General features: G+C 43.3%; 16 protein-coding genes. 1 reads left to right on the top strand and 15 read right to left on the bottom strand.

The annotated features are described in order from the left end of the window. Nucleotides 1-2 precede the first annotated feature (2 nt). The 15 genes from N473_RS02930 to N473_RS02860 form a co-directional block, all read right to left on the bottom strand. Nucleotides 3-5018, bottom strand: coding sequence for a hypothetical protein (locus N473_RS02930; protein WP_063366643.1), 5016 nt, complete (start codon nucleotides 5016-5018; stop codon nucleotides 3-5). Beyond that, nucleotides 5015-7687, bottom strand: a complete 2673-nt coding sequence (locus tag N473_RS02925) for a hypothetical protein (protein ID WP_063366642.1) — start codon at nucleotides 7685-7687, stop codon at nucleotides 5015-5017. The genes N473_RS02930 and N473_RS02925 overlap by 4 nt, the downstream gene beginning before the upstream one ends. A gap of 99 nt (nucleotides 7688-7786) precedes the next feature. Further along, entirely contained in the window at nucleotides 7787-10999 is a 3213-nt protein-coding gene (locus tag N473_RS02920; RefSeq protein ID WP_063366641.1) for a hypothetical protein, read from the bottom strand. Nucleotides 11000-11149: 150 nt separating this feature from the next. Next, complete coding sequence (locus N473_RS02915) at nucleotides 11150-11551, bottom strand: GPW/gp25 family protein (RefSeq protein WP_063366640.1); 402 nt, start codon at nucleotides 11549-11551, stop codon at nucleotides 11150-11152. 13 nt (nucleotides 11552-11564) lie between these two features. Beyond that, a complete protein-coding gene (locus N473_RS02910) occupies nucleotides 11565-13151 on the bottom strand; it encodes a phage baseplate assembly protein V (protein WP_063366639.1) in 1587 nt (528 codons plus the stop codon). Between the two features lies 1 nt (nucleotide 13152). Continuing rightward, nucleotides 13153-13890, bottom strand: coding sequence for a hypothetical protein (locus tag N473_RS02905; RefSeq protein WP_063366638.1), 738 nt, complete (start codon nucleotides 13888-13890; stop codon nucleotides 13153-13155). 2 nt (nucleotides 13891-13892) lie between these two features. Continuing rightward, a complete protein-coding gene (locus tag N473_RS02900) occupies nucleotides 13893-14138 on the bottom strand; it encodes a hypothetical protein (RefSeq protein ID WP_063366637.1) in 246 nt (81 codons plus the stop codon). Between the two features lie 12 nt (nucleotides 14139-14150). Beyond that, on the bottom strand, nucleotides 14151-14612 hold the full coding sequence (locus tag N473_RS02895; RefSeq protein ID WP_039609826.1) for a phage tail protein: 462 nt from the start codon (nucleotides 14610-14612) through the stop codon (nucleotides 14151-14153). Nucleotides 14613-14660: 48 nt separating this feature from the next. Further along, nucleotides 14661-15107: a phage tail protein gene (locus N473_RS02890; RefSeq protein ID WP_039609825.1), complete on the bottom strand. Its 447-nt coding sequence runs from the start codon at nucleotides 15105-15107 to the stop codon at nucleotides 14661-14663. Nucleotides 15108-15229: 122 nt separating this feature from the next. Next, nucleotides 15230-16957 (bottom strand): phage tail sheath family protein, encoded by a 1728-nt coding sequence (locus N473_RS02885; RefSeq protein WP_063366636.1) that lies wholly within the window; start codon nucleotides 16955-16957, stop codon nucleotides 15230-15232. A gap of 384 nt (nucleotides 16958-17341) precedes the next feature. Then, nucleotides 17342-18973 carry a S1 family peptidase gene (locus N473_RS02880; protein WP_063366635.1) on the bottom strand — a complete coding sequence of 544 codons (1632 nt, stop codon included), beginning with the start codon at nucleotides 18971-18973 and terminating at the stop codon, nucleotides 17342-17344. A gap of 4 nt (nucleotides 18974-18977) precedes the next feature. Beyond that, nucleotides 18978-19826 carry a hypothetical protein gene (locus N473_RS02875; RefSeq protein ID WP_063366634.1) on the bottom strand — a complete coding sequence of 283 codons (849 nt, stop codon included), beginning with the start codon at nucleotides 19824-19826 and terminating at the stop codon, nucleotides 18978-18980. A gap of 23 nt (nucleotides 19827-19849) precedes the next feature. Next, entirely contained in the window at nucleotides 19850-20815 is a 966-nt protein-coding gene (locus N473_RS02870; protein ID WP_155735519.1) for a hypothetical protein, read from the bottom strand. Beyond that, a complete protein-coding gene (locus N473_RS02865) occupies nucleotides 20808-21761 on the bottom strand; it encodes a hypothetical protein (RefSeq protein WP_063366632.1) in 954 nt (317 codons plus the stop codon). The genes N473_RS02870 and N473_RS02865 overlap by 8 nt, the downstream gene beginning before the upstream one ends. 78 nt (nucleotides 21762-21839) lie before the next feature. Next, entirely contained in the window at nucleotides 21840-22250 is a 411-nt protein-coding gene (locus N473_RS02860) for a hypothetical protein (RefSeq protein ID WP_039609819.1), read from the bottom strand. A gap of 284 nt (nucleotides 22251-22534) precedes the next feature. On the opposite strand from N473_RS02860, the gene N473_RS02855 reads away from it, so the two are divergent. After that, entirely contained in the window at nucleotides 22535-23368 is an 834-nt protein-coding gene (locus tag N473_RS02855; RefSeq protein WP_063366631.1) for an SGNH/GDSL hydrolase family protein, read from the top strand. Nucleotides 23369-23423: the final 55 nt, after the last annotated feature.

The raw sequence follows: 23423 nt of genomic DNA, 5'->3' as shown, positions 1-23423 counted from the left end.
GGTTAAACGTGATCGTTACGCCAGAAGAAGCGAGAGTGATTCATAGGCTTGTCTAAATACAGCGCATGCCACAAAAAGTCACCATGGTGTTCTTCTTGCTCTTCGAGGTGATAACAGCCCATGCTATATATATGGTCTCCGTCACCTTGTTGTGCCGTATTACGTCGCCAGAATCCTTTACAGATCAAGTTTTGACACTTATAAGCGCCGCCACCATGCAGCTGTGCAGTATTATTGATTGCAACCACTTCACTGTCATCACAATGCGCGACAGCACCTCCGCGTTCAGCTTGACAATTTTGTGCTTGAATATTGGCATACCTCAAACCATAAGCCGCCCCACCTTGACGACCTGCTCGACAGTTGCGGATATTGTTCGCGGTGATGTTAGTCACATCTTCACCATAAATCGCACCACCATCACCACTGACTGCATGGTTCTCAATCACACAATTAAGTTGTATTTGATCGGCGTAGCGTAAGTTAAATGCACCGCCATTTCCTTCATAAGCACTGAGTTCTCTCGACACTTCGTGGATCGCACCATCAAATGTAAAGCCGTGCATTTCAACATGTTTGACCATCGCGTCTCTATCACCACGGATCAAGAAGCGGCACCCTGCATGTGCTTTGACAATGCGCGTTTCACGTTCATTAAAGCCCACGATACTTAAGGTTGAACCGACCTCAACGGCATTTTTCAGTTTATATGCTCTAGAAACCTGACGATGACCATTGTGTGGGAACAATAAGATCGTCATATTATTCAAGCAATCTCTCGCAAATATCTCGTCAAACTCTTCTTGATTGTGGACGGCAACAACCTTCTTACCGCGACCAAAACGCCATGCATGTTCATCCACATAGGCTTTAACAGCAGCTTGAGTGGCAAGTACATGATCTGACGCCATATCACCGCCAAGTTCACAGTCTGACGATATTGCGTCAATCTGCGGCCCTTGCGGTAATTGAAGTTGCTGTGGCGCAATTTGGCCTTGAACAGCACAATCACCAACAATTTCCGCCCCCTGTTGTAGGTTAAGCTTACTTTCGAGAACTAACTCACCAGCCACAGTCAACGAGTCAGATACGCGCGCATCGCCACGGACATCTAACTTGTGCTCAGGTGCTTTACAGCCAATACCGACATTTGCATTACCATCAACAATCAGCTCTGAGTTACCACGCACAGCCACATCTAGTGCAGCTTCCCCCTCACTGGTATTAACTGACACCATCGCGCTGTCATTATGTGAAATACCCACTTTAACACTGTGTTCTACCGCTACGCTTGCTGCACTCACTGCACCACTGATATACGAATCGCCTTTCACATGCGTGTCGTTACCAAAGTTTGTTTCACCTTGCACGGCTAAATGACTATGAATATCCACATGCGGTTTAAACACGACCTGATTTGCCGCATCTAAACCTTCAACGACTAAGCTGCCACGTACCGTTGTATCTTTATCAAAGTGAACCGCCTCTTTAAAGAATGCATTACCCCTTACTGTTAGCTCCTCACCTATATGCAAGCTTTTAGCAAAGTCGGCGTCAGCCAGAAGATTTAGTTTACGCTCTATGGTTGTTAGGCCCTCAATTGTGACAGTATCTTTAAATAAGGCATCATCGTATACGGTCAAGTCAGAGCGCAGCTCCACATCACCTAAAATCTTCGCGCCATCTAAACACTCAAGTTGGCCGGTACCACGCAATACCCCATTGAGTTCAATATCACCTTCGACCTTAATATCACCTAAAATATCCAGCTCAGCTTCCGGTTGTGCATTGCGGATCCCCACTTTGCCATCTTGGAACACAATTGGGTTAACCCCTTTATGATATACGGCTAAACCATACTCAAAGTGGTTTTGCTCTACACTAAACTGGGCGTTACGGCGTGTTATAGATGCGTCTTCATCTTGCGCGTGCATAGCCAGGCCAATTCTGGTTTCACCCTGTAATTCTGATGTGCCATAAATGTTCACATTACTTCTAAAGCTGGCATACTCATTTACGTGTAGACTATCATCTATTTCGACGCGGCCATTGACAGTCAAATCCCTTCTAAAACAGGCATCTTCCCCTACATCTAAAATGTAATCTGGACGCTCAACACCTAACCCTAAATTGCCATGGCTAAACACCAACTGTGCCTTACCACTTGGGTCATCTATACGAAGTGCTTGCTGATCCGTCTCGCAGATATGCACTCGCGCAGTCGCTTGATATGGTGCTAAGGACAAATTCCCCGAGATAGTCGCGTCGGCTCTAAAACTAGCATCATTATTTACAGTCAATGCATCGCGGCCTTCAGTGCCCTCAATTTCGACACTACCACCAGCATAATGCTCGCCAGATACTGTTAACTTTTCCCCAACTTGAGCATTGCGTCTCACTGCCAAGTTAGATTTGATTTCGCTATCACCATCTACCGTGTGATTAGCATCAAACTGCACGTCACCCGTTGTATGTAGTTCACCCTCTAATATTGATTTTCCAGATACTGTCAGAGCAGCGCGCTGTGTATCTCCTGAGTTGTTAGTCACACTCACATGCAGTCCGTTTTTCAACTCTGCATGATCCATCAACTTAGATTTACCGTCTACTGTTAACGCAATCCCATTATCTCTAATGGTTAATTGGCCCGTAATATCAGCCAAACCAGTAACCGCAAAATTAACGCCACCTTCTGGGATCATTTGATTAATAGCAAGCTGACCTGCAGCTGCCAATATTTCCGCATCTTGTGCTTGATTAGTGATTCTAAATACGGGGTTTTCTGATAATTGAGTGAGCTCAAATTGGCTATTCGTAAAATTGACTGCGATGTGATCGTTTTCAACAATGGTAAACTCATCAAATAAATGTGTATTACCATACACGTGCAAATCTGCGGACTTCTGCTCAGTACCCACTTGAGTTTGTATCAAGGACGCACTGAAACCACCAAATTCACTGTTCTCACTGGCAACATAAACGCCTTTAAGGGCCGTGATATCTTTATCAAACAATGCAGATTCACCGACATGTAAGCTCTGCTGCGGGTTATTTTGGAACAAACCAATTTGCTTGCCCGTTGCATTGATGACTGACGTTGTATTTAAACCGTCAAAAAAGCTGACGTCCACACTTTGTGGTTGGCCGTTGTGGGCTAGCACAGCCAATTTTGCGTTGGTTGTCCAGTCACTTTGAACCGTATTAGATGCAATCACCACATGTTCACTAAAGTCCGCCTGGTAAATAGTCGCCTCATGAGAAACGTCTAGATCAGGCGTTGTGATATCCCCTTTAACTGTCAAAGATTGCGCTTGGCCTGTACTCCCCATCACTGCTTGGTCATTATCAATACGCAGCAATGGGTTACCTTCTTTATCAGCAACTAGCAATGACGGGTGATTTGTCGCTGTACTTTTCACCGTCAACGTCGCATCATGGTTGCCTACCTGCTCACCCACAGTTAGATTGTGCTTCACTACACCGTCGGTTGCTTGGACTAAGGTATCGGTCGTAATGTCCTCACTTGCATGCAATGATTTAAACGTAGCATGTGCAGTTACATCGAGAGTGGTATTAATAAGTGCGCCTGCATCTGTTTGTACCGGTGTGCTAGGCGTTTCGCCGACTTGAAGCTGGCGCGTACGTGTTTGACCGCTAACTTGGGCATCTTGATTAATCAGCAGCGCTTCAAGCACCGTGCTACCCGCAGTTAAAGTATCTGTAACCTGCACAGTCTCCGCATTGACTTGTCCAGCAGCAGTCAAATCATCTGAAATGTATGTATGTGCAAACATATTGATCGACTGTTCACCTGCAAGGGGCATATTCGTGACTTTAACTAAATTACTATTGCCATCGCCAATATTCAGTAAGTCACCACTGCCAGCCTGAATATCTACTTTTGCACTCGGTGTTTGGGTTCCCACAGACAGCTTGCCGTTGACATACGCATCACTTTCTACGTTCAAATCGCCCGTAATGTCTGCTGCTTGCTCTATGCTCACAGTCCCAGAAAAATGTGCACGCCCGTCTTCATTTAGTGAGATGTGAGGCTGGTCTTTATCTTGACCAACTAATACCGAATCAGCAACATGGAAGCGCGCTTTAGGCACACTTGTACCAATCCCAACTTTACCTTCAGGGTTGATAATAAAAGGCGTGTTATCTTGGTTTAAATCATCCACTCGGAGTAGATCGCTCGTGTCTGATGAACGTTTGCCAATATGCAATTTCGCCAAAGTGCTATTTTCATCTAGGCCAACACCTAACATCGGGGCTTCTACATGCTCTGTAAAGATTGCATTTTGCGCACTGAGCTCACCGAGTAACATGGTACGCTCTGCGACCGATAGCATCTGAGTTGATGTATTACCGCTCACATTGGCATCATTCGCAACGGAGATTGAATCAGCCTGAATTTGACCTTCAACAGCGACATCTGCGTTTACTTCAACATCACCATAAGCGGTAATTTTTGGATTATCATCATCATCCAAGCCCGCTTCCAATGTCTGAATGGTGCCTTTACTGACAGACAACGCGCCCGCTCTTAAGTGCTGATTGATATCCGCCGTTTGTGACTTTAAGCCCTCTGTTAACTTTGCGCTACCCGAAACTCGTAAAACCTCTTCTGCGTCAGGTAACACTTCGACTTTGCCATACACAGAAACGCTTTGCGCATCGGCACTGAGCACCTGCATTTCGCTTTCACCATCACAAACAACCAGTTCGTGATCAATTTTGACGGCATCAGTATCTACGCGTAAACGCGGTGTCTCACCATCTGGACTGACTGTGAGGGGCGATGTAACCGCTATTTCTTGAGTTTCTCCGACTCTCTCTACCGCGATAGGGTCATCTATTTGATTAAAGCCTGAGCGAATAAGAGATTCAAAATCGTCCCCTGTAGGCGTTTTGAGATCGTCAAACTTTTCAATTAATTCTGCGCGGCTGCGCTTAGTTACTATAGATGTTTGGTCACATTCGACTAACACTTCTTGGTCACTGACTTTGTTCATTCTTCGTTTCCTTCAGGATCTATGCGATTTGGCACGCTGGTCGCCACGATAAATTTCGAAACCACCGCGGTATTTGAGTTAATTTGTGAAAAAGACACAGGTAATATTGGTTTAAGAAAAGGGAGTGGAGAGTATCCAACCGTAAACCGAGTATTGCTTGATTGTGCAAATGCATTAGGTGTACAAATGTGGTCGATACACAACTGTGTGGCTAAATACAATACTTGATCTTCGCTAAATCCATCAGGATAAAGCGCACTGTGTTCATTGATAATTTGCGCAACCGCGCTGCGTACTTGCGCATAACTTTGCTCATCAATTTCAATTTCATTGGGCAAAGGTTCATATGCGTACTCAGACAATATCTGCACAAGATACACTTCAAGTACTTCCATACCCTGAGGCTTAGCGAGTACGTAATTAATGATGTTTTCAATCATGGTATCTGGCTCAGATACCAGTACAGTTTCCAACAAACTGCCGATATCGGCTGCGACACTGGCAATATGGTCTTGACCCTCTGCAAACCTTTCACGTTGTGCCTGACCGTAAAAATTCAACCAACCAAAATATAAGCGTTCAAATAAACTCATCTGCTCTCGCGTTAACCAGACACATTGAGCAGATAGATGCAGAGGCTTAAACTTACCTATTTGACTTTCCACTAACACTCTAAACGCGGTATTTTGTAAACGAGTCGTCCAGTTGGGTAAGACACAATATAATTTGCCCGTCGAGTCATTCCCCAGTAGATCGCTTTCCAATAAATAAAAGCTCTCTCTGTTATGGGTCGCTAACGGCATCTGGCCATGGTGCGAAAAGCCAAGGCTGCGCATCACTAAGCGGCTCAGGCTCGCAATATGCGCTGTTTTTGGATCTTTCGATAAATAATCAAAACCGCGACAGCGATTTTCTCCCAAAGCGCCAATCTCATTGAGTAATCGACACTTATCAATGTACTGGCGCAGCAATACCAGACGTGATAATAAATCCTCATGTTCGCTCGGATCATTCTGGCAGGCACCAATCACATTGACATAAAAGCCAAATACTTCGCGATATTTGAGCAGGTTTGCATTCGGTAGTTTAATGGCAACACGTGCCAGCAAATGCGCGATACTGTCGTTCAAACGCGTCAACTGAGCTACTGAAAAGTCACTTTCTAATTGCTGCTGTAAACCTTGTTGTTGATACGCGTCTAATGCCAATTTCACCAGATGATTGACGCCACTAATGCCTGTGACCGCTTGACTCAATTGTGTGTGTGGTAAAGCTTTGACTCTGTGCCAAAACTCATCAAGAAGCCCTTGCGAAAGTGCTTCGCTGGACAACATTCTATCCATAATCTGCCCTAATCGCTCGAAATGCGTATATTGGGGCAATGCCAAAATATGAGGTAAAACATCAAGTTGCTTGTGCTGATCAGCCAATATTTGATCAAACAAGTGTAAATACCCTTTAAATTGCAATAATTGTGCTTTTTGATCAGAGTCAATATCTCGATTTAAAGACTGCTCTGTCAGCGCATAAACTTGTGGCAATTCATGCTGCAGTGAACGGTATTGGCTCAAGGGTAAGAATCGATGTGGCTCTTGATCAACTTGCTCGGTTAGCTCTGACGTTTGTTCAAGGATTCGCTCGCCGATTGCGTACCTAATTGAAGCCATTTCATCTTCATCAAGTACATAACTTTGACCTTCAATGACTAAAGAAATAGCATCAAAGAATTGCGTACTCAAAAATCCTAACTCAGGTGCCAAGTTCACTGAACTAGGGTCTAAGTCTTGAACTTCAACTTGCCAGTATTCATAACCTGGCTGAGCACCTTGATCTACGATAAATCTAAACTCTTCAATCTGTTCAATATTCGGGTGAACTCGCAGTGCATCTAAAATATCTGAGCTATAGAGGTGCTTTTTAACCGGTGTGCTCTCTAAATCTTCGTCTAAAATGAAGCCATTACTTAACGATGGACCTACGTAGATATCCTCTACATACATCCCTTTATCCAATAATTCCTGACTAGTGTAACGGGTTAAATTAGGCGATATTTCAAGAGCGACTTTACTCAAAATATCGGCCATCACGTGTACAATGTCTTGCGCATCTTTGAGTACCAAATGCATACCCAATTGCACAGGTACAGCTTGATAAAATTCAATCTCACCCAGCTGGTGTGTTATACAACGAGACGCAGAAAACGTGTGATGGATTATTTCTCGCAGGCGGTCTTGTGATACCTGTGACGACGGTGAAGCTAAAACAATCACATCAAAAATTGTCGCGCCAGTCGCGCGTTCATCGCGAACAGAAATCGTAATGTTCTTTATCTCTGTGATATCAAGCAACAAACGCCTATAGTCAGCAAGCGTAACGCAATGGCTAAACATCACTTGCTCCGAGTTTAAAAACTGCGTCGGTGCAAGAGACTCCCCAGGCTCAACCGCGATAAGATCCTCAACGGTATAATTGAGTTTATAGCTTAAATCCGATAGCACATAAGCCAATACTTCAAGCAAGGTAATGCCTGGATCAAATACATTGTGGTCGCTCCATGTATCGGGTGCGAGTTTTTGTAGCTGCGCAATCCCCTGTGCTCGCAAACCATCTAGATCTTGCCCAGGGTTTAGCACAGCATCTGAAGCAATTTTCAGTGCGTTGGTTTCCATGATTTTCCTTTGGAAAGTAAGTCGATATGGGAGATGACGCCAAACCTTCAAGATTGTGAAACAGTTTATTAATTTGGCGTCGCTTTAAACGTAAATAGCTTATTGCACAACGAAATTATGCTGAATTTTCCATTTTCCAATCCCTTCAAATACGTCACCATCTACATTCGTTAAAGAGATTTTATGATTGCGTGTCGGAACTAAAATTTCGCTGCTTTCATTAGGCGAAATTTGAGAGTATTGCCTTATCAGATCATCCATGCGTTTACCTCGGATCACCTGTACCATGTTGACCGCTTGATGGGCTTCTAACGCCTGTGCTACATCCGACAAATAGATGGTTTGAGATAACTCAGCATCCGGCTTGTTCCATGGGGTTAAGGTATCCACAATTAAGTCATTTAGTTCAACTACGGTGGTCTGAATATCAAATCTTGGGTCAATCTGAATGATGATTTCTAGCTGCACTTCAATGTATGTTGGATCTTCAACTTTAACATTGAGATATGGCGCACAGCGGGCTGTCACTTCATCCTGTATTTTACGCATCAAGTAGCGAGGTACTTTGGGTTGTAAAATATCTACATCATGGTTAAGTGGAATGACGGTGATGTTCACACCATCAGCATTTTGATAAGCATTCACAGAGTGTAATTCAGGGAAAGTCTGCAACGTAAAATGCTCATAATCCCACCCTGTTTGAAGCCTATCTCTGTGTCTTAAGCGCTCACTGACACGCCTATATAAACGACTATCATCTTCTTTAACCTTGGCACCAAAGCTATCAAATGGCTGTTCAATCGACGCGATTAAAGGGTCCGTCACTGTTAATTTACTAATGCTCCCAGCTGCCAACGGTTGTAAATAATGAGATTGAGCATGTTCAGCTGAATTAAGCGTAATTTGGACAGCCTGAGCATAGACGCCTTTTAGTTTTGAATAGATGGGGTTTACATAGTCATCTTGCAGCATCTCTGAATCAATGACGGCTCTTATCCAGACCTTACCGTCTTGATTAAACTGATCCGCTAAATCAAATTCTGGTAAAGAGAAAATAATGATCCCCGAATCTAGCAAATCATAGGTATTGTCTTGTAATATTCGCCCTTCTTCCCCGCTACCTTGAGAGTCTTCTCGACTAAAGAGGTGCCATTGCCCCTGATTGTAGTATTCCCACTTAAACTGCGGAGACTCGGAAAAATTGTAGCCATCAACCGCTTCTAGTTGGAACAGCACGCTGCATTGGCCGGGTGTCGGCAGAGCTCCAATGGCAATATACAAATAACCCAAATCGTCTATTTTCGGCATTAAATGAAGCGTACTTTGCTGCTCCAATATTTGTAGCTGTCTGCCAATAGGTGAAATATGCTCTATCCATATAGAATTACCTATGGCAGCCCTTTGCGCCCGAGAAATACTTTGCGTTCGATAATGTAATTTGACTGAGTCTAATAATGGGGTATACGGCTCTGGTACCTGCGTTGGCATAAAATCACCATCCGCAGGATTCCAGTTTGCCAACTTAATACTATTTTGGAACGCATAATACTCAGATACCTTAGTATATTGCGGGTGACCAAAATCTTGATTGGATAAAGCCAAAGTGTACCATTTGGGCCATAATTTGGCTTGGGTCAAATTGAATGGCAAAGACAGGTAATCCACATCACCATTGTCGTCATCGTAAGTAAAAACCAAGCGGTTAGTCGCAATATTATTCACAACATCAGGTAATTCACCGGTGTTGTCTTGCACTATCAACGTGTGCTCATCAGGTGTTAATTCATTATCAGACGCTTGCCACACCAAGTCGTTATAAAATAGGTCCGCAACCAATTTGCTCTGCTCACTGCTATAAGTCATGTCCGATTGCGATATCAATACTTGGTTTCTTGGCCAAGCCTCACTGGCAGGTTGCGCAGAGTCAGCTGGTGGTGTCATTGCACTCTGATAGTCCATATAAGTTTGGTAATGCGCATCAAAATCTGCCGGTCTACCCACCCAATTAAATTCAATACTTGCCCTTGTCACTCTTTTGCTTAATAGCTCAGGGTGCGTGAATTCGAACTTCTCTGCCAGCTGAGGGGTAAAACCAAATGGCTCAAAGGGCTTAGTGGTATCTAAAAAGCCAGTACCATTATTGGCAACCAAGCCACTTGCACCGAGTACGGTTACAGCCATTCGCACTTCTTGAATTTCACTGACAGCTAAGTTTGCCAGTGCCTCCACTCTTTCATTAAGATCCAATGCATACAGCGCGTCGTATTTTGTCTGCTTTAACACAAAGGCGATATAAGGGAGCACCATGTCTTTGCCAATCATTAAATCAGCGACAGGGGCAATTGGCGCAAATAGCTCATCAACATGAATAACCAGTTCACTCTCACCATTGAGGCTAAGCTGTTCTGAGCCTAACAACACAGCTTCTTCTTTGGTACTTACCCAAATATCAAAGCTCTCAATCCAAAGTGATAAGTCAATGGGCGTTTCGCCAAATTCATCGGTAGAAAAACGCAGTGAGATAATGCGTTTACCACTACTCAAAAAGAGATCCTGCGAAGCAACTTTAAACCCAATCTCTACCGGTAATTGAGTTTCTGACATTTGTTTATCGCCAAATGTCATTGCACTGCTTTCAAGCTCAATACCCAATTCAGTATCCAGTAAGACATTGCGACAGATCTTCACGCCACTTGCAAAGTGCGCTTTGTTCACCGTTGTCACCGTCTCTACCACTGCGCGATTTATCGCACTGGGTTCAGCCAATTGGTAAATTCGCTCTTCGCCGTTGTCATCTTTGCCGCCATCAAACTGAGTTCCAGGTTGCAGCGTCAGCGACTCGACCTCGTTCAGTTCGATTAAAACATGGGCTGAATCAGGCGTTGCACTTTGCAACTCAAAGCCCAATATATCGCGATAATAATGGTCAAGATGGCGTTGAACAAAATCGTTAAACTGCTGCTGGGTATGCTGTAACAGATCAACAAAAGTAAGTAGTAAAGACAGGTCTGGTCGGCTCGCCAATCGAGTCATAAGTTCGCCGCCGCTTCCTACCAGAATTAATTTAGCCAGTGCGGCAAACTTATCTGGCTCAGGTAACACTTTGTACCAAGTTTGTACTGGCTGCCACGTTGCTTGACCAATAAATTGGGTGTGTTGAGCGACAGAAGACAAGTAAGACAGCCATTGCTCAATCGTACGCGGTTCGATACTGAAAAAATCACTGGAAAGCTCGGGGATCTGTCGTGCGGTTTGACTTAACCCTTTACCGTTGCCAGAGATAAGTGATTGACTACGAGACTTAAAAGTCATGAGATTACCTTATTAATGTTATTAATGAGCATACCTATGCACTACTAAGTCTTGGTAAAAGGATAAGCGGTGCGGGTCTGCATATTGCTTGGCGAGCAAGGTCGAAATGGGTGATTCTGTGGGTGATACCAAATGTTTTGAAACGCGGGTTTAAACAGATTGCTCGGCGAGATAAAACGGAAACACCATATTGCTGCGGCTATTGGTTTTACGGATCAAATAAGTGAGCTCTATTAATAAGGCACCTTCGTATACATCTGACATATCAAACGAAATATCCTCAAGGATAATTCTCGGTTCATAGTTTAAAAGCACCGCAGAAACCTCTTGCTTGAGCGTGACCAGTGCCGACTCACTGACATCCTCAAAAACAAAATTAGATAAACCGGAACCCAGCTCGCTCCAATAAGGCCGCTCGCCTTTGAGTGTATTCAGTGCAATAGAAATGGCCTGTTTAACCAATGTCTCTCCGTCTTCCATATCAGGTCCAGAATCCGGGCTGGTAAACTTTGGCGGAAATCCCCACCCTCTACCCAGAAATGAATTGTTCATAGCTACCTCCTCGTTATCCTATTTCCATCTTGTCTGTGGCAACCACCACTTTTGCACTTTCAATGGTAATTTTACTATCCATTTTTATCTGACTATCATCAGGTGTTTTAATCACCACATCCGTTTTAGCAGTCATACCCGCCTTGTCTTTTTGAGATAAAGCATAACCCGAGCTTTCGCCTAAAGAGATTGAGTGATCTTTACTTCCTTCCATGATGATGTGTGGTTTTTTAAAGGTGAACTTCAGCGCGGTGGCCTGTTCTTTAAACAACAACCCTCTAACATCATATTCCTGTTTGTACCCACCCAAAGGAGGAATGGCCACTGGGTTGTGACATGCCCCGACAATCACAGGATGTCTGGCATCCCCCCCGATAAAGTCCACCAACACTTCAGTGTCTGGATTGGGGGGTAAAAACAACCCTTCTTCTTTGCCAACATAGGTTGTCAAAAGCCTTGCCCAAATAGGTTCCGTGGTTAATGTATTTAAGGTGATGGGTATGCGATGTAATTTTTCTTTATCGTCTTTAAACGGCGCAACGGTGGCAACCAACATTGGCGTAGCTGGCAGCTCAGTCCATTTAGACCAGCCACTTTTCGTTAAAGATAAACCCAGTGTAAACTCACAGAACCAGCCTTGATTACTTAAGTGATGATGAATTTCAGTCACCAAATAATCCGCTTTGTTGTTTTCGCCAGCTCCCGATACTTTGATTGCATCGAGTAGTTTCAGTTTATGTAGAGTGATGGCCTCAGACATATCGACTTGGATACGGCCTTGGCTAGTGTCTAATAAACGATAAACTTGCTCGGCTTTTGCTTTAGCAGCGAGCTCGACTTTATCGATGGGCGCTTGTGATTTGATGACGACATCTGCGGTCGCGCCCTCTTTTTTCTCACCCGAGTCATAGTTTTCAAGTAACATGGCTTGGGTTTTAATATCCCATGCACTGTGGTCGACTTTTTGAGCGTATGAACTATTGTCCATACAAAGCTCAAATTCAGTACACCCATCCATCGCTACATTAAACTCCGTCGCTGCGGGTTTGTGCGTCGTCAAATCAACGATGTTGATCCCTTCTTCTTCATAAAGCGCAAACCCATTGGTCAGGATACGATTCATGATCACTTCCCACGGTTTTTTCTCAACCATGAGATATTGATAGTGCTTTATTTTACTGTCCGCCACGGTTTTTTTGCCGCCACAGAGCTTGAGTAAATCATTGATAATGTCTGTGTCAGTAGAGTCTGGCTTGTAGAGCTTACTTATTTTGGACTGACAGAGCTTATTGGCTTCACCTTTAGCGAATACGGTAATATAAGGCTCACTACAATAGCCAACTTTGCCTCCTGTTATGGCACCAACAAATAATGTCATTTGCGCGTCGTCGCCAAAACCGGCTTTGACCTCGATGGACTTACCGGGCTGAAAATCTTTATTCAGATCTAATGTAAAGCTTTCCTCAGCCATATCGCCATCTTCGAATACAATTGACAACTCAGAAACCTGGTTTAGCCCACGATGGGTAACGACTTCACGTACGCCGACTTCTAGTTTCTTTTCGCTACCATCAACTAATATTGTATAACGAATATCCATGTCATCGCTCCAATGGTGGATAGGTAATATAGTCACCCACTTCAGCACTGCGGAGCGAGGGCAGTCTATTGACGCTCGCTACTTGATGAACATAGTTTGCTTTCCCGTATATAGAGGTGACTTTCGAAACCAAACTGTCCCCATCTAAAAATTGTAATTCGTGCGTGAGATCAGGCGAGCTTTTACCTGTTCTGAGTTTAATTTCTTTGCTCGATAGACACTCAGAGATATTACAGACAACCTGAGCTTTTACTCGATTGCCTTTGGAGTTAACCAACTCAGTAATGACATTAATATCGCTAAACATGCCATGAAAACCGCCATCGGCACCATGGTTAAGGACCATGTTCAAGGGCATAATAGTGACGAACGCAGGCAAGTGCGTTTCCCCTTGCACTGCAAGGCCATATTTTAACATTTCCTGAATACTGTCTTCGGTTGACGTTTCACCGCTCATGGTCATTGCATATTGAGAGGGAGTTTCAATAATCGTGTTATCGAGTAAAAACGTAATCGTTAAAACGGACGGGGGTGATTTTTGATAACGTGCAGAGCCGCTTTCCGAGCCAATGGCCTTCGAATCTTTTAAACAATTTTGATGAGTGACATTGAGTGATTTCGGATCATACGGAAGCGTTAACTCACCCAACTTATTGCCATCGCCACGCTCAATTTTTTTATAAAAAGTCACTTTGCAAAGTGGTAAGCCACTTGCGTTAATGCCGTCTGCTTTATTCATAATTAGGGCCTCTTTTCCTTACCTTGACGTGCAAATCTAAACTCAATATGTCGTTTTAAATCTGACTCTAACTGGTGTAATAAGTCTTGTAGTTCGGACCAGCTTACTGCGTTGCTATAAAACTCAGACTGCGATGATTGTTGCGCCTCGTCGCTGGACACACCGGTAGAGTTTGCCACCGTTGACTGGGCAGGTTCATCAGCACGGATCCGTGCTTTAACTCGAACATTGTTACACTTAACTTCCATCTATTGAGCTCCTTACACTGGCACACCTGGAATAGGCACAGCCACCAAATCGCGATAACTAAAACTAAGAGACTCAATAAGCACATCATTTCTACTCGCATCAATCCCCTCCCATTCCCAGCTTTCTAAAAATGCATCTTGTACAAGCCAAGCTTGCGATGGTAAGTAGTTATCGTCTAAGGTGGTGATCAAAATCTGATTTTTTACCAAGTAGGTATTCCAAGCATCACCAAATACAAGATTTTGCAACATCAACGGGCTACCACCTTGGAAAACGCCACGTTTTAAAGTGAGTGTTTTCGCTTGTTTTTGATTCGCAATGCTAACGCGGTTATTGGTATAGTCGATACTTCGGTTCATTTTTAGACCACTGACTTCTTTAAACAAAATATCAATGGGGTTAGGAATGCCTGCGGCCACAATACCAACTAAAAATCGATACCCGACCATGGGAGTTCTAGGGTCTTGAAACATATTAGCCACCTAAGCGGGCACTTACGTGCCCTAAAAGAGAGTTAAAAATTAATGGAACTCAATCTTGATGTCATCTGCCATCATCTCTAAAGACTCAACACTGGCTTCGTTAGAACCACCGTTGATACTCGGTGCGGTCAGTTTTTTAGGAAATGCATTAATCACTTTCCATGTCACCAATGGCTGAGATCTGTCTTCATTGGTCAATGAAATTGTGATGTCTTTTTTATCAACTAAGTTCAAGCTGATAGATGAGATCCAATCGTAGAATTGGCTCTTCTGTTTAACCAGACCACGCTTCAAAGTAATGTTGACGTCTGTTGGTTGCCCAGGCATGTGTTTTTTGCCATAGCCATCTTTATACGTAATTGTTTCAACGCCGATGTCTAGACCAGATACTTCTGAAAATGGAATGCTCTCTTCGCCGAAGCTGACAACAAATCGATAGACGGGAATTGGATATTCTGCTGCGATATCTGCTTTAGTAGTAGCCATGTAATAACTCCAAAAATTCGGTATTTACAGCTGTGCTGTAGGAAAAATAAATATCTATTTGACGCCAAGATTCAGCGCCAAATAGCAATGTTTAATTAGCTAATTGCCTTTAGGCGCAAGAATTAACCTTCAAGGCTCTTATGAGAGAATGTTAGTACGATGAATTCAGCTGGGCGTACTGCCGCAAGGCCAATTTCAATGTTCATTAAGCCATTGTTGATGTCATCTTCAGTCATTGTTTGACCAAGGCCAACGTTGACGAAAAATGCTTGTTCTGGTGTTTCACCAAAGAAAGCACCTGAGCGCCAAAGCCCTTCTAGATAACTTTCAATCATGGTTTTAAGTTTTAGCCAAGTGAACGGTGTGTTTGGCTCAAATACTGCGAAGTGGGTTGCTTTTTGTACAGACTCTTCAACCATGTTAAATAGTCGACGTACAGACACATAACGCCACTCGTTATCGTTACCCGCTAGCGTACGCGCCCCCCACACAAGCGTTCCTTTACCGACGAATGTACGGATAGCATTGATAGACTTACCTGAAGTTGCATCAACATTGAGGTTTTCTTGATCTGCATTATCAATTGCCAGTTTAGGCATTAATACTTGTGCAAGTGCAGCATTAGCTGGCGCTTTCCAAACACCACGATCTTTATCTGTTTTAGCCATCACACCCGCGATTGCTGGTGAAGGTGGTAAATCAAGGTAGTTTTTACCAAGTTCTGCTTTTACTTGGTTATACACATCTGCTGATGAGAATGGGTAAGCTGGATCACCAATGGCTGCAAGCTGTAGCTTTGGAAGCGTAATATTAATGAGTTCGAAGTCATCCGTGATAGTAATTGCAGAACCACCTGGTGTTGCTGTTACTTCGCCGTTTGCTAGATCAACTTGCTCACCATCTGTTAGACGGTAATAATGAGTACCGTCTGTTGCAAATACCGTTTCTGGCACTAAATAACGGTTTCCTGATGGATCATATGCTGCGTCAGTCTGGTCGTTCGCCCCAGCAGGATTATATAAGTAATCCTGACCAATCGGTGCCCACATACCATTGTCACCGACACAAACAAGTTCATGAGAAGCCGCTTTTGGCCACCAAGCCTGCGCCGTTAAAGGCGTACTTAGTACCACTTGCTTCGCATCATAAGTACGTGCCATCGTAGTTGTTAAATATGGATAGTAAGCCGCGCCATATTTAAGACCCAGTGTTGCACCTGCTCTCAATGCTTTCGAGTCGTCTGCAATTGGGTCAATGCTACTTGCATCCGCTTGCATTTGAACGTCAACAAGGGCAAAACGATCCATTCTCTTTTCTGCGTGGACGAGTGCTTTATTTTGTACTTCGTAATGCTTAACTGTATTCAAACCAATCGCTTCAGGACAAGAGATGAGCGTGACTTCATCTACTTTATTAAGCAATGTGATTGCAGCAGTAAAATTGGCTGCTTGTGCACTTTGTAGTTCGTTATTTGTGATGAGCGAAGCACTAGCCTCACCGATACTCACCACATAACACGCACCACCACCATTCGCAAAAAAGTGACTTACTGCTTGGTGTAAAAAGAAAAATGCATCCGCAAGCATTGTGCCATCTGACGTGACATTGAAGCCACCTGTTGACTTGGGTGCAACTTTAAAGCTCTCTTGATATGCGCCACCAAATACAGCTTCAAATTCAACCATGCTCGTAATACGAGTTGGTGAATTAAGGTAAGCAACATTACCAGCATCATCGAGCTTTGTTGTATAACCGATGAAAGCTGGGATAGCAGTAGCCACTTCTGCAACTGACGGAGGCAGAGTTGACTTCTCTTGGACGTAGACGTCTGGGGTTTTATATTGAGGCATAGTTTTTCCTTACGTTGATAATTACATTCTAAAGAGCCGGTTAGGCAAGAATTTTGTGGGAAAAGAGGCACAAAGCTGTTCGGTCATAACAGTTCAGGTGGCAAATCAATGGGAACAAACCCACCCTTTCCTTTGCGCCTCTGAAATCGAAGAGCCTTTGCACGGCTCCGCCACATCAGTCCCAACTGATGTGTATGTATTAATTAATTTGTACTGCTATGACGCCATGGCCTAAAGGGTGTGAAAATTAAAATGAAATTTTTTTAAATGATTGATTTACAGTTTTTTAAATGCATATTTCGCTATGAAATAACACACACCAATATCCCTTTACTGGCGATATAAGGAAAGTGGGTGTAATAATGATGTGGAATGTGAAAAGGACTAAATTGAATAGAAACGATTTGAAAAACCAGTTAAATATACGCTCATAAGTAGTGCGTAGGCACTATGCAGTGACTGGCATAACTCAATTTGAGTGAATGACAAATTCACTTGATGACAATTCAACTGTGCTTGACTAGCAAGTAGATCAAGATATTCTCTGTCAAAGCGGTTATTAATGGCTTGCGCCTGTAACCAACTGTCTCTGTTAGTCGCAATAGACACATAATTAAGTTCATAACTGTCAATGAGTGGCTCACTGAAATTTGCAAAAAGCGCATTTAAAACAAATCGTTTGTCTCCATAGGCCGTTATGTTTCTGTAGTCCGTATATTCTACAAACTCACCTTCCTCGTTAAGCGCTTCCCAATGTTCCAACGCCTTTTGCTCAAAGAACCTATGAGGTGACTGGTTCAAGGTTACTTGCTGCTTTTTATCAAGCATCCTTGCATGATACTGCAGTTCGTAAAAGCAAAGCCGACATAACGTTGCACTTCTGGCCAATAGGTAACCTTGGGCATCAACGTATAACTCGGCCCCTCTGGGTATCGCAATATTAATGCCGTAAAAAGCATCACTATAAATATCAAAACTCAACGAAGATATATCGAGGATAAAGTTGCCATAAACTGATTTAAATAATTGGTCAACCTGATCAAATTCGTTGGGTGTGGCACTACTTAAAGCCAGTTCAGCGAGCGTGCGCGATTTCACTTTAACAAATTCAAAGCCCTGATATTTAACAGAGTATAATGGTGGCAATAATTCATTATCCGTGTCTAATTCAGAGCCTGCATGCGCTTTAGTTACAAACAAATTTGATAAACGAGGTAGTTGCACCATGTTTCGCTTTCTGTGCTTCGGCTGTCTTTGAGCTTTTGTCACTTTATCTAGCGTGAACAGCTCAGAAGTGCTTTTTAACCCTTCGGGTAATACCCTTAACTTAGAATTAACCAGCTTAGCTAAATTGGTCGCTGGGATCACCCAACTGACATTAGCGGCGCCATTTTCTAACCCACCGTTCCCTATACCCACTAACCTGCTCTGGCTATCAAATACTGGTGCGCCTGAAAAACCAGGCAATAGACTGCCGTCCAAGTAGTAAATAGGAAACTCAACATCGGGTATATTGGTTTTTGCTAATGTATCGACGGCATAAGGTGGTAAAAACTGCTTTAATATTTCTGGCTTTGCGTACCCTTTCAATAATTCACGTGTACTCATCGCCAGCGCGCCATGGTGAAATCCCAATGCAGTCACATGTTCTCTGTACTCAGGCTTCACTTGCTTAATTTGATTTAAAGGGCGCCACCCTTTTGGTGGGTTAACGACCTCAAGCAAGACTAAATCTGCTTCAGGGAAAACACGAGACACCTTCGCTAGACGTCTTTTCTTCCCAAAGTCTATGATAATTTTACTCCTTGGGTGCGGGTCCATCACGTGCAAAGACGTCACGACCCAATGGGTTTGTTGCCACAAAAACCCTGAAGCGACTCCCATTGCATTGTTCGGTTTTTTGACAACGACTCTGACTGTACTCTTGCTAAGAACATCAGGATCTAAACTGGCAAAGGCATATTTAACGGAAAAAAACGTCAAAAACAGTGACAGCAAAAACAGTGACTTTGTCATATTATCAACCTTGCTTTTCTGGACAGACCATTTCATGAACGTACTTCAGCACATGGAGCTTATTCACCTCTGATAGTCTTTGTTCATTTAACTGTTGCAAGGTTTGATGCCAAGCTTGCGACAATATATGTTGGGCTTCATCAAACTCAGTTATATTTGCAAGTTCCGTATCATCTAAGCAAGGCTTTTCATCGCCGAGTTCACCACAAACCGTATCCCGTACCGCCAATAAAATAGACTTTTGGTCGCCCGGCTCAACTTGACGCACTACTGACTCACTCAAAGTCGCCCACTCATCGCCAGTGAGAGTCAAATTATTAATCACCTCTTCCAGCTCAAGGCTACGATCTGTATATCTTAACTCCTCGCAACCCGTTACAGATACACTGGCACTGAATAACACACTATTATGCTGATTAGATAACAAGTTTGCATGCTCTGAAAAGTGAAAGATTCCGCTGGATGATGCGTCTTCAGCGCGACTGGCATGCTCTAGTGTCATGCCAAACTCTTTTAAGGTCAAAAGTTGTAGGGCTTGCTGCTGTGTGTAACCTGCTGCTAAGTATTGTGCTTTAAGTTCCAACAACGAAGGCGTAAATACATTGTGGGCACGTACATAAATCCCCATGTACGCCCCAATAACACAGGCAATCCCGAATGCACCAATACGCAGCGCCTTAGCATCATTAAAGTGACGATCATTCAGTCCTAAGATAGCAGCCAGTACTGCCGTCAATGCACCGAGTAACACTGTCACTGTCGGCGTCACACTTGTGCCCATAATTACACCGAACAAAAGGCCAATACCTGCCCCGCCAAAACAGGCGATTTTAAGGTTTGCTTTCCTTTCCAACGTTATTTCCTTTGACGCGTTAATTACCTTATTAACAGATTAGGGGTTTTATACTTTCGCTTACGACGCTTGGTATTTTTTCCACCAAACTTATATTCATATTGTGCCGAGAGTGTATGCGTGTGCCCGCTATCACTCAGCCATAACTTTTCGAATTTGATTGTGATCAACGTACTTGCATCAAAACGGTATTCGGCCTCTGACATTAACGCCTGTTGTGATTGACTACCCCAGTAGCTCCGCTCAATGTGGTTTGGAAAAACAGAGTGCCGGCCACCCACATACAAGGTTAGTAAATGCGAAAATTGATACCCGTACTCAATAAGTAAAGAATGATAAACCTGACTTGTGTCGTCTAACGACTCACTCTCAAAATCCAACTCTCGAAAGCTTAGTACATAAGCTAGATCAACCTTTGCATTTTCAAAACGCCGTTGATGACTCAATAAAATAGCACCACCTAACTCTTTATCCGTAAAGCGACTTTGTTGATGTTGGTATTTTTCACCACCAGCATACACATCAACCCCAAATGCGTATCCATGGGTTAGGTCATATTCGTAAAATAGTTCGAGCCTAGATTTATGTCGCCGATAATTCACTGAGTCAATAAATCTCGCTTCGCCAGCACGACTTATTTGGCCTTTAAGCTTGGTGTGTTCTAACGTTAACTCCGCATAAATAGATCCACTCGAAAACAACTTACCACCCGCACTGAAGCGTCCTTCAAGTGTATTGGAATCTCCTGAGAAAACATCACTGCTTATTACTTGGTTAACAGGCTCTCTGCTCAAAGAAATCGATTGATTGTATGCCGAGATGTTACCAAAATAGTTGACCTTTTTATGCCAAGGCATACTGGTTGAACGCTTTTCTTTTTGCAAAACAAGAGGCTGAGCACTCAAGCCCATACTCATCAACAAAATGCTGAGTAAGGCGAATAAGACCGATGCTGTTTTTACATCGCATGGAGACTTTATCTTAACCATTTCCACCAGTCACCCCCGTCACATTCACAGCCTGAATTTCTGCTTGTAGCTGTATATTTTCGGCTTTCAATAAATCAAAATTAATCGGTTGGGTTTGTGCCTCGTGCAACCGGCGATTGATATCGTCTGGAATATTTTTCACTAATCCACTTTGCGCTAACTTAACGGAGCTTGCCATCAGTGCCGTTTTTAACTCTGATAACTTATCTCGGTTCGCTGCATCTTCTGGCTGGGTGCTAAACTGCTTAATTGCTGAGATAAGCGGTGATAATTGTGTGGTATTTTCGGCTACCGCCGCATTAACTAAACTCAATAGCATCAGAGTCTGTTCTTGCTCAGCACTGAGTTGGTCTACTGGCGTTAGCTCAGTAGCCAGTATATTGCGTTGCTGATCAGGCAAATTAAGTGCCGTCAAAACCACTTGACTGGCTTGCTGAGCAATCGAGTCAAATTCACCTAAGCTTGTACCTTGGTTTAATTTATTATTGATCTGGCCATATACCAAACTCGTTAAAGCATTTATTTGCACAGAGCCAATTAAATGATTGGATGAAGCCATATAATTTAGCTGTAAGTGAGCAAGCTCAGGGGCTGTGACGACTTCTTGGTAGTTAGCAATTAAGCCTCCATCACTATCGAAGCACTCAACTGCATCACAAACCATTGTTGTGTCGTCTATTACTTTTACCTCAATATAAAAAACGCTGTTTTCGCTCACACTAAACTGACTGTCAAATGACCCAAATTCATCACTTTGGCCTTGCCAAATGGTCGCTCGTTTTGCATCAGAAATAATAATAGAAGCATAGGCCATCGTGCCTTTAAGCAAACTGCCATTTATTAAGAGTTCATTACTGCCTCTTATCATCCCCTCTTTGTAACACCCCAGCGGTATACATATCAGCAAAGTGATGCTGAGAAAACGAGACAACTTTACATTATTCATGAGATTTCCTTTCATTCCCTTTATAAATGGGCATTTAAGTATGTGTATAAAATGAAAAAAGTGCAGTAAATTGACTTTTTATTTAGAGATAACAATCGGCTGGGTCGGTTCATATTTGACCGTAAGTTCAGTCGGAGGACCAGGATCCGGTACTCCCTGAGGGTTAAGTGCGGGGATCACGCTCAATGCGCACACAATATCACCTTTAAGTACAATTGGCGCGCCGCCTTTAAATGTCACTTCGGATAAAACAATATCGTTAATTGCGCTGAATGTGACCGCTCCACCGGCCGCATAGGCACCATTAATATAAGGCGACATATTAACCTTCTTGGTCAAGAATTTTTCTATGTCATCTTGTACGGCTATCTCCCCTTGGCAAATTAGTCCTTTGGAAGCCACTTCTAAAGGGCCTGCGGTTGGAACAACCAAGACGCCTTTATCTAGCAACAAATTAAAAACGGTACTTTCATTGAGAATTTTTATCATTATTGATACCTAGCGCAATGCGATAAACGGGTGTGCTTTAGAGTTTTTATACTTTTACTCCTCACAAAGTCACTACTCAAAAGCTGATGGAGATGAACGCCTTTGGGCGACTCTAGATACAACGGCGCTGAGCCTAAGTTGTGAATTTTATTTTCGCAATGAACTTATCCGTTGCGAAATAAGGCTAATAACCAATCTTTATGATAATCGACCAAAGTCCTAATTACAGTTTGAATTCCATCCCATAACTTAGAAGTGTTTAATTTTCAGCCAAAAGGACCTTTATGTTGACATCAAATACGTTAAAAACCATTCTATTCAGTACAAGCTTATTGCTCACTTCGCACCTACATGCTGCTCCCAAATCTGAAGAGCCACCACTGCTGTTAATTGGTGCTTCATTCGCGAATGCAAAAATGCCTTATTTCGATAACCTTGAGGCCCCACTAAACGGTATAGCAATCAATTCAGGGAAGTACTTATCACTGGGTAATGCCTTGATCAGAGAACCTCGACTATCTGGGCACCTGATAAACGAAGGCCAAGCTGGTGCCACAACATTTGACAGGCTCACTTGCTTTCCGGGGCCAGAATGCGTAGGCCCAGGCTGGGAAGGGTATGAAAAGCTATTTACCAAGGCTTTAAGTAGAGTAACTTCATTTTCCGGTGAAGTCTCCGCAGAGTATATCGTAATTATTCGCGGTAACGATTGTAACCACCCAGATGCATTCGGTATACCAATGGCAGACACATCAGAATGCACCATTGAGCAAATGAACTCGTACATTGATACATTTGTCAGCGTCGCTAATCGAGCATTAGATGCTGGGATCACTCCCATATTTTCAAAAGCACCGAGCTATGACGCCATAGATTGGGAAACGTTGCGAAGCCGATTCAACTGGCCTTGGATAATCAGTAAAGAAAATTACGAGACGTTTTCTGAACTCAGGCTAAACCGCCTCCGAGCTGAAGTGCCCGATGCCATTTTTTTGGATATCTGGAAAGGCTTTGAACCCATGGATGACGGATTACACCCGAATAGGAAAACCATGCAACGCGCGGCTAAGCGTATTGCAAAAGCCATTAAAAAACACCGTAAGCACAACGAAAAATAAATACTAAACTGCCTATTATATAGGGCCGCTTACCCCTTCCGTGCGCGTAAAGCGG

The sequence above is a fragment of the Pseudoalteromonas luteoviolacea CPMOR-1 genome (genome assembly GCF_001625685.1).
In the GTDB taxonomy this organism is placed as follows: Bacteria; Pseudomonadota; Gammaproteobacteria; order Enterobacterales; family Alteromonadaceae; genus Pseudoalteromonas; species Pseudoalteromonas luteoviolacea_K.
Note: the sequence above shows the minus strand (reverse complement) of the source record. Positions and strands in the feature narration are given on the sequence as shown.

Coding starts and splice junctions, on each gene's coding strand:
- N473_RS02915 (WP_063366640.1), bottom strand. CDS start 11,551: ATGAACAATTCATTTCTGGGTAGAGGGTGGGGATTTCCGCCAAAGTTT.
- N473_RS02870 (WP_155735519.1), bottom strand. CDS start 20,815: ATGGTTAAGATAAAGTCTCCATGCGATGTAAAAACAGCATCGGTCTTA.
- N473_RS02920 (WP_063366641.1), bottom strand. CDS start 10,999: ATGACTTTTAAGTCTCGTAGTCAATCACTTATCTCTGGCAACGGTAAA.
- N473_RS02900 (WP_063366637.1), bottom strand. CDS start 14,138: ATGGAAGTTAAGTGTAACAATGTTCGAGTTAAAGCACGGATCCGTGCT.
- N473_RS02925 (WP_063366642.1), bottom strand. CDS start 7,687: ATGGAAACCAACGCACTGAAAATTGCTTCAGATGCTGTGCTAAACCCT.
- N473_RS02855 (WP_063366631.1), top strand. CDS start 22,535: ATGTTGACATCAAATACGTTAAAAACCATTCTATTCAGTACAAGCTTA.
- N473_RS02880 (WP_063366635.1), bottom strand. CDS start 18,973: ATGACAAAGTCACTGTTTTTGCTGTCACTGTTTTTGACGTTTTTTTCC.
- N473_RS02895 (WP_039609826.1), bottom strand. CDS start 14,612: ATGTTTCAAGACCCTAGAACTCCCATGGTCGGGTATCGATTTTTAGTT.
- N473_RS02865 (WP_063366632.1), bottom strand. CDS start 21,761: ATGAATAATGTAAAGTTGTCTCGTTTTCTCAGCATCACTTTGCTGATA.
- N473_RS02885 (WP_063366636.1), bottom strand. CDS start 16,957: ATGCCTCAATATAAAACCCCAGACGTCTACGTCCAAGAGAAGTCAACT.
- N473_RS02860 (WP_039609819.1), bottom strand. CDS start 22,250: ATGATAAAAATTCTCAATGAAAGTACCGTTTTTAATTTGTTGCTAGAT.
- N473_RS02890 (WP_039609825.1), bottom strand. CDS start 15,107: ATGGCTACTACTAAAGCAGATATCGCAGCAGAATATCCAATTCCCGTC.
- N473_RS02905 (WP_063366638.1), bottom strand. CDS start 13,890: ATGAATAAAGCAGACGGCATTAACGCAAGTGGCTTACCACTTTGCAAA.
- N473_RS02910 (WP_063366639.1), bottom strand. CDS start 13,151: ATGGATATTCGTTATACAATATTAGTTGATGGTAGCGAAAAGAAACTA.
- N473_RS02930 (WP_063366643.1), bottom strand. CDS start 5,018: ATGAACAAAGTCAGTGACCAAGAAGTGTTAGTCGAATGTGACCAAACA.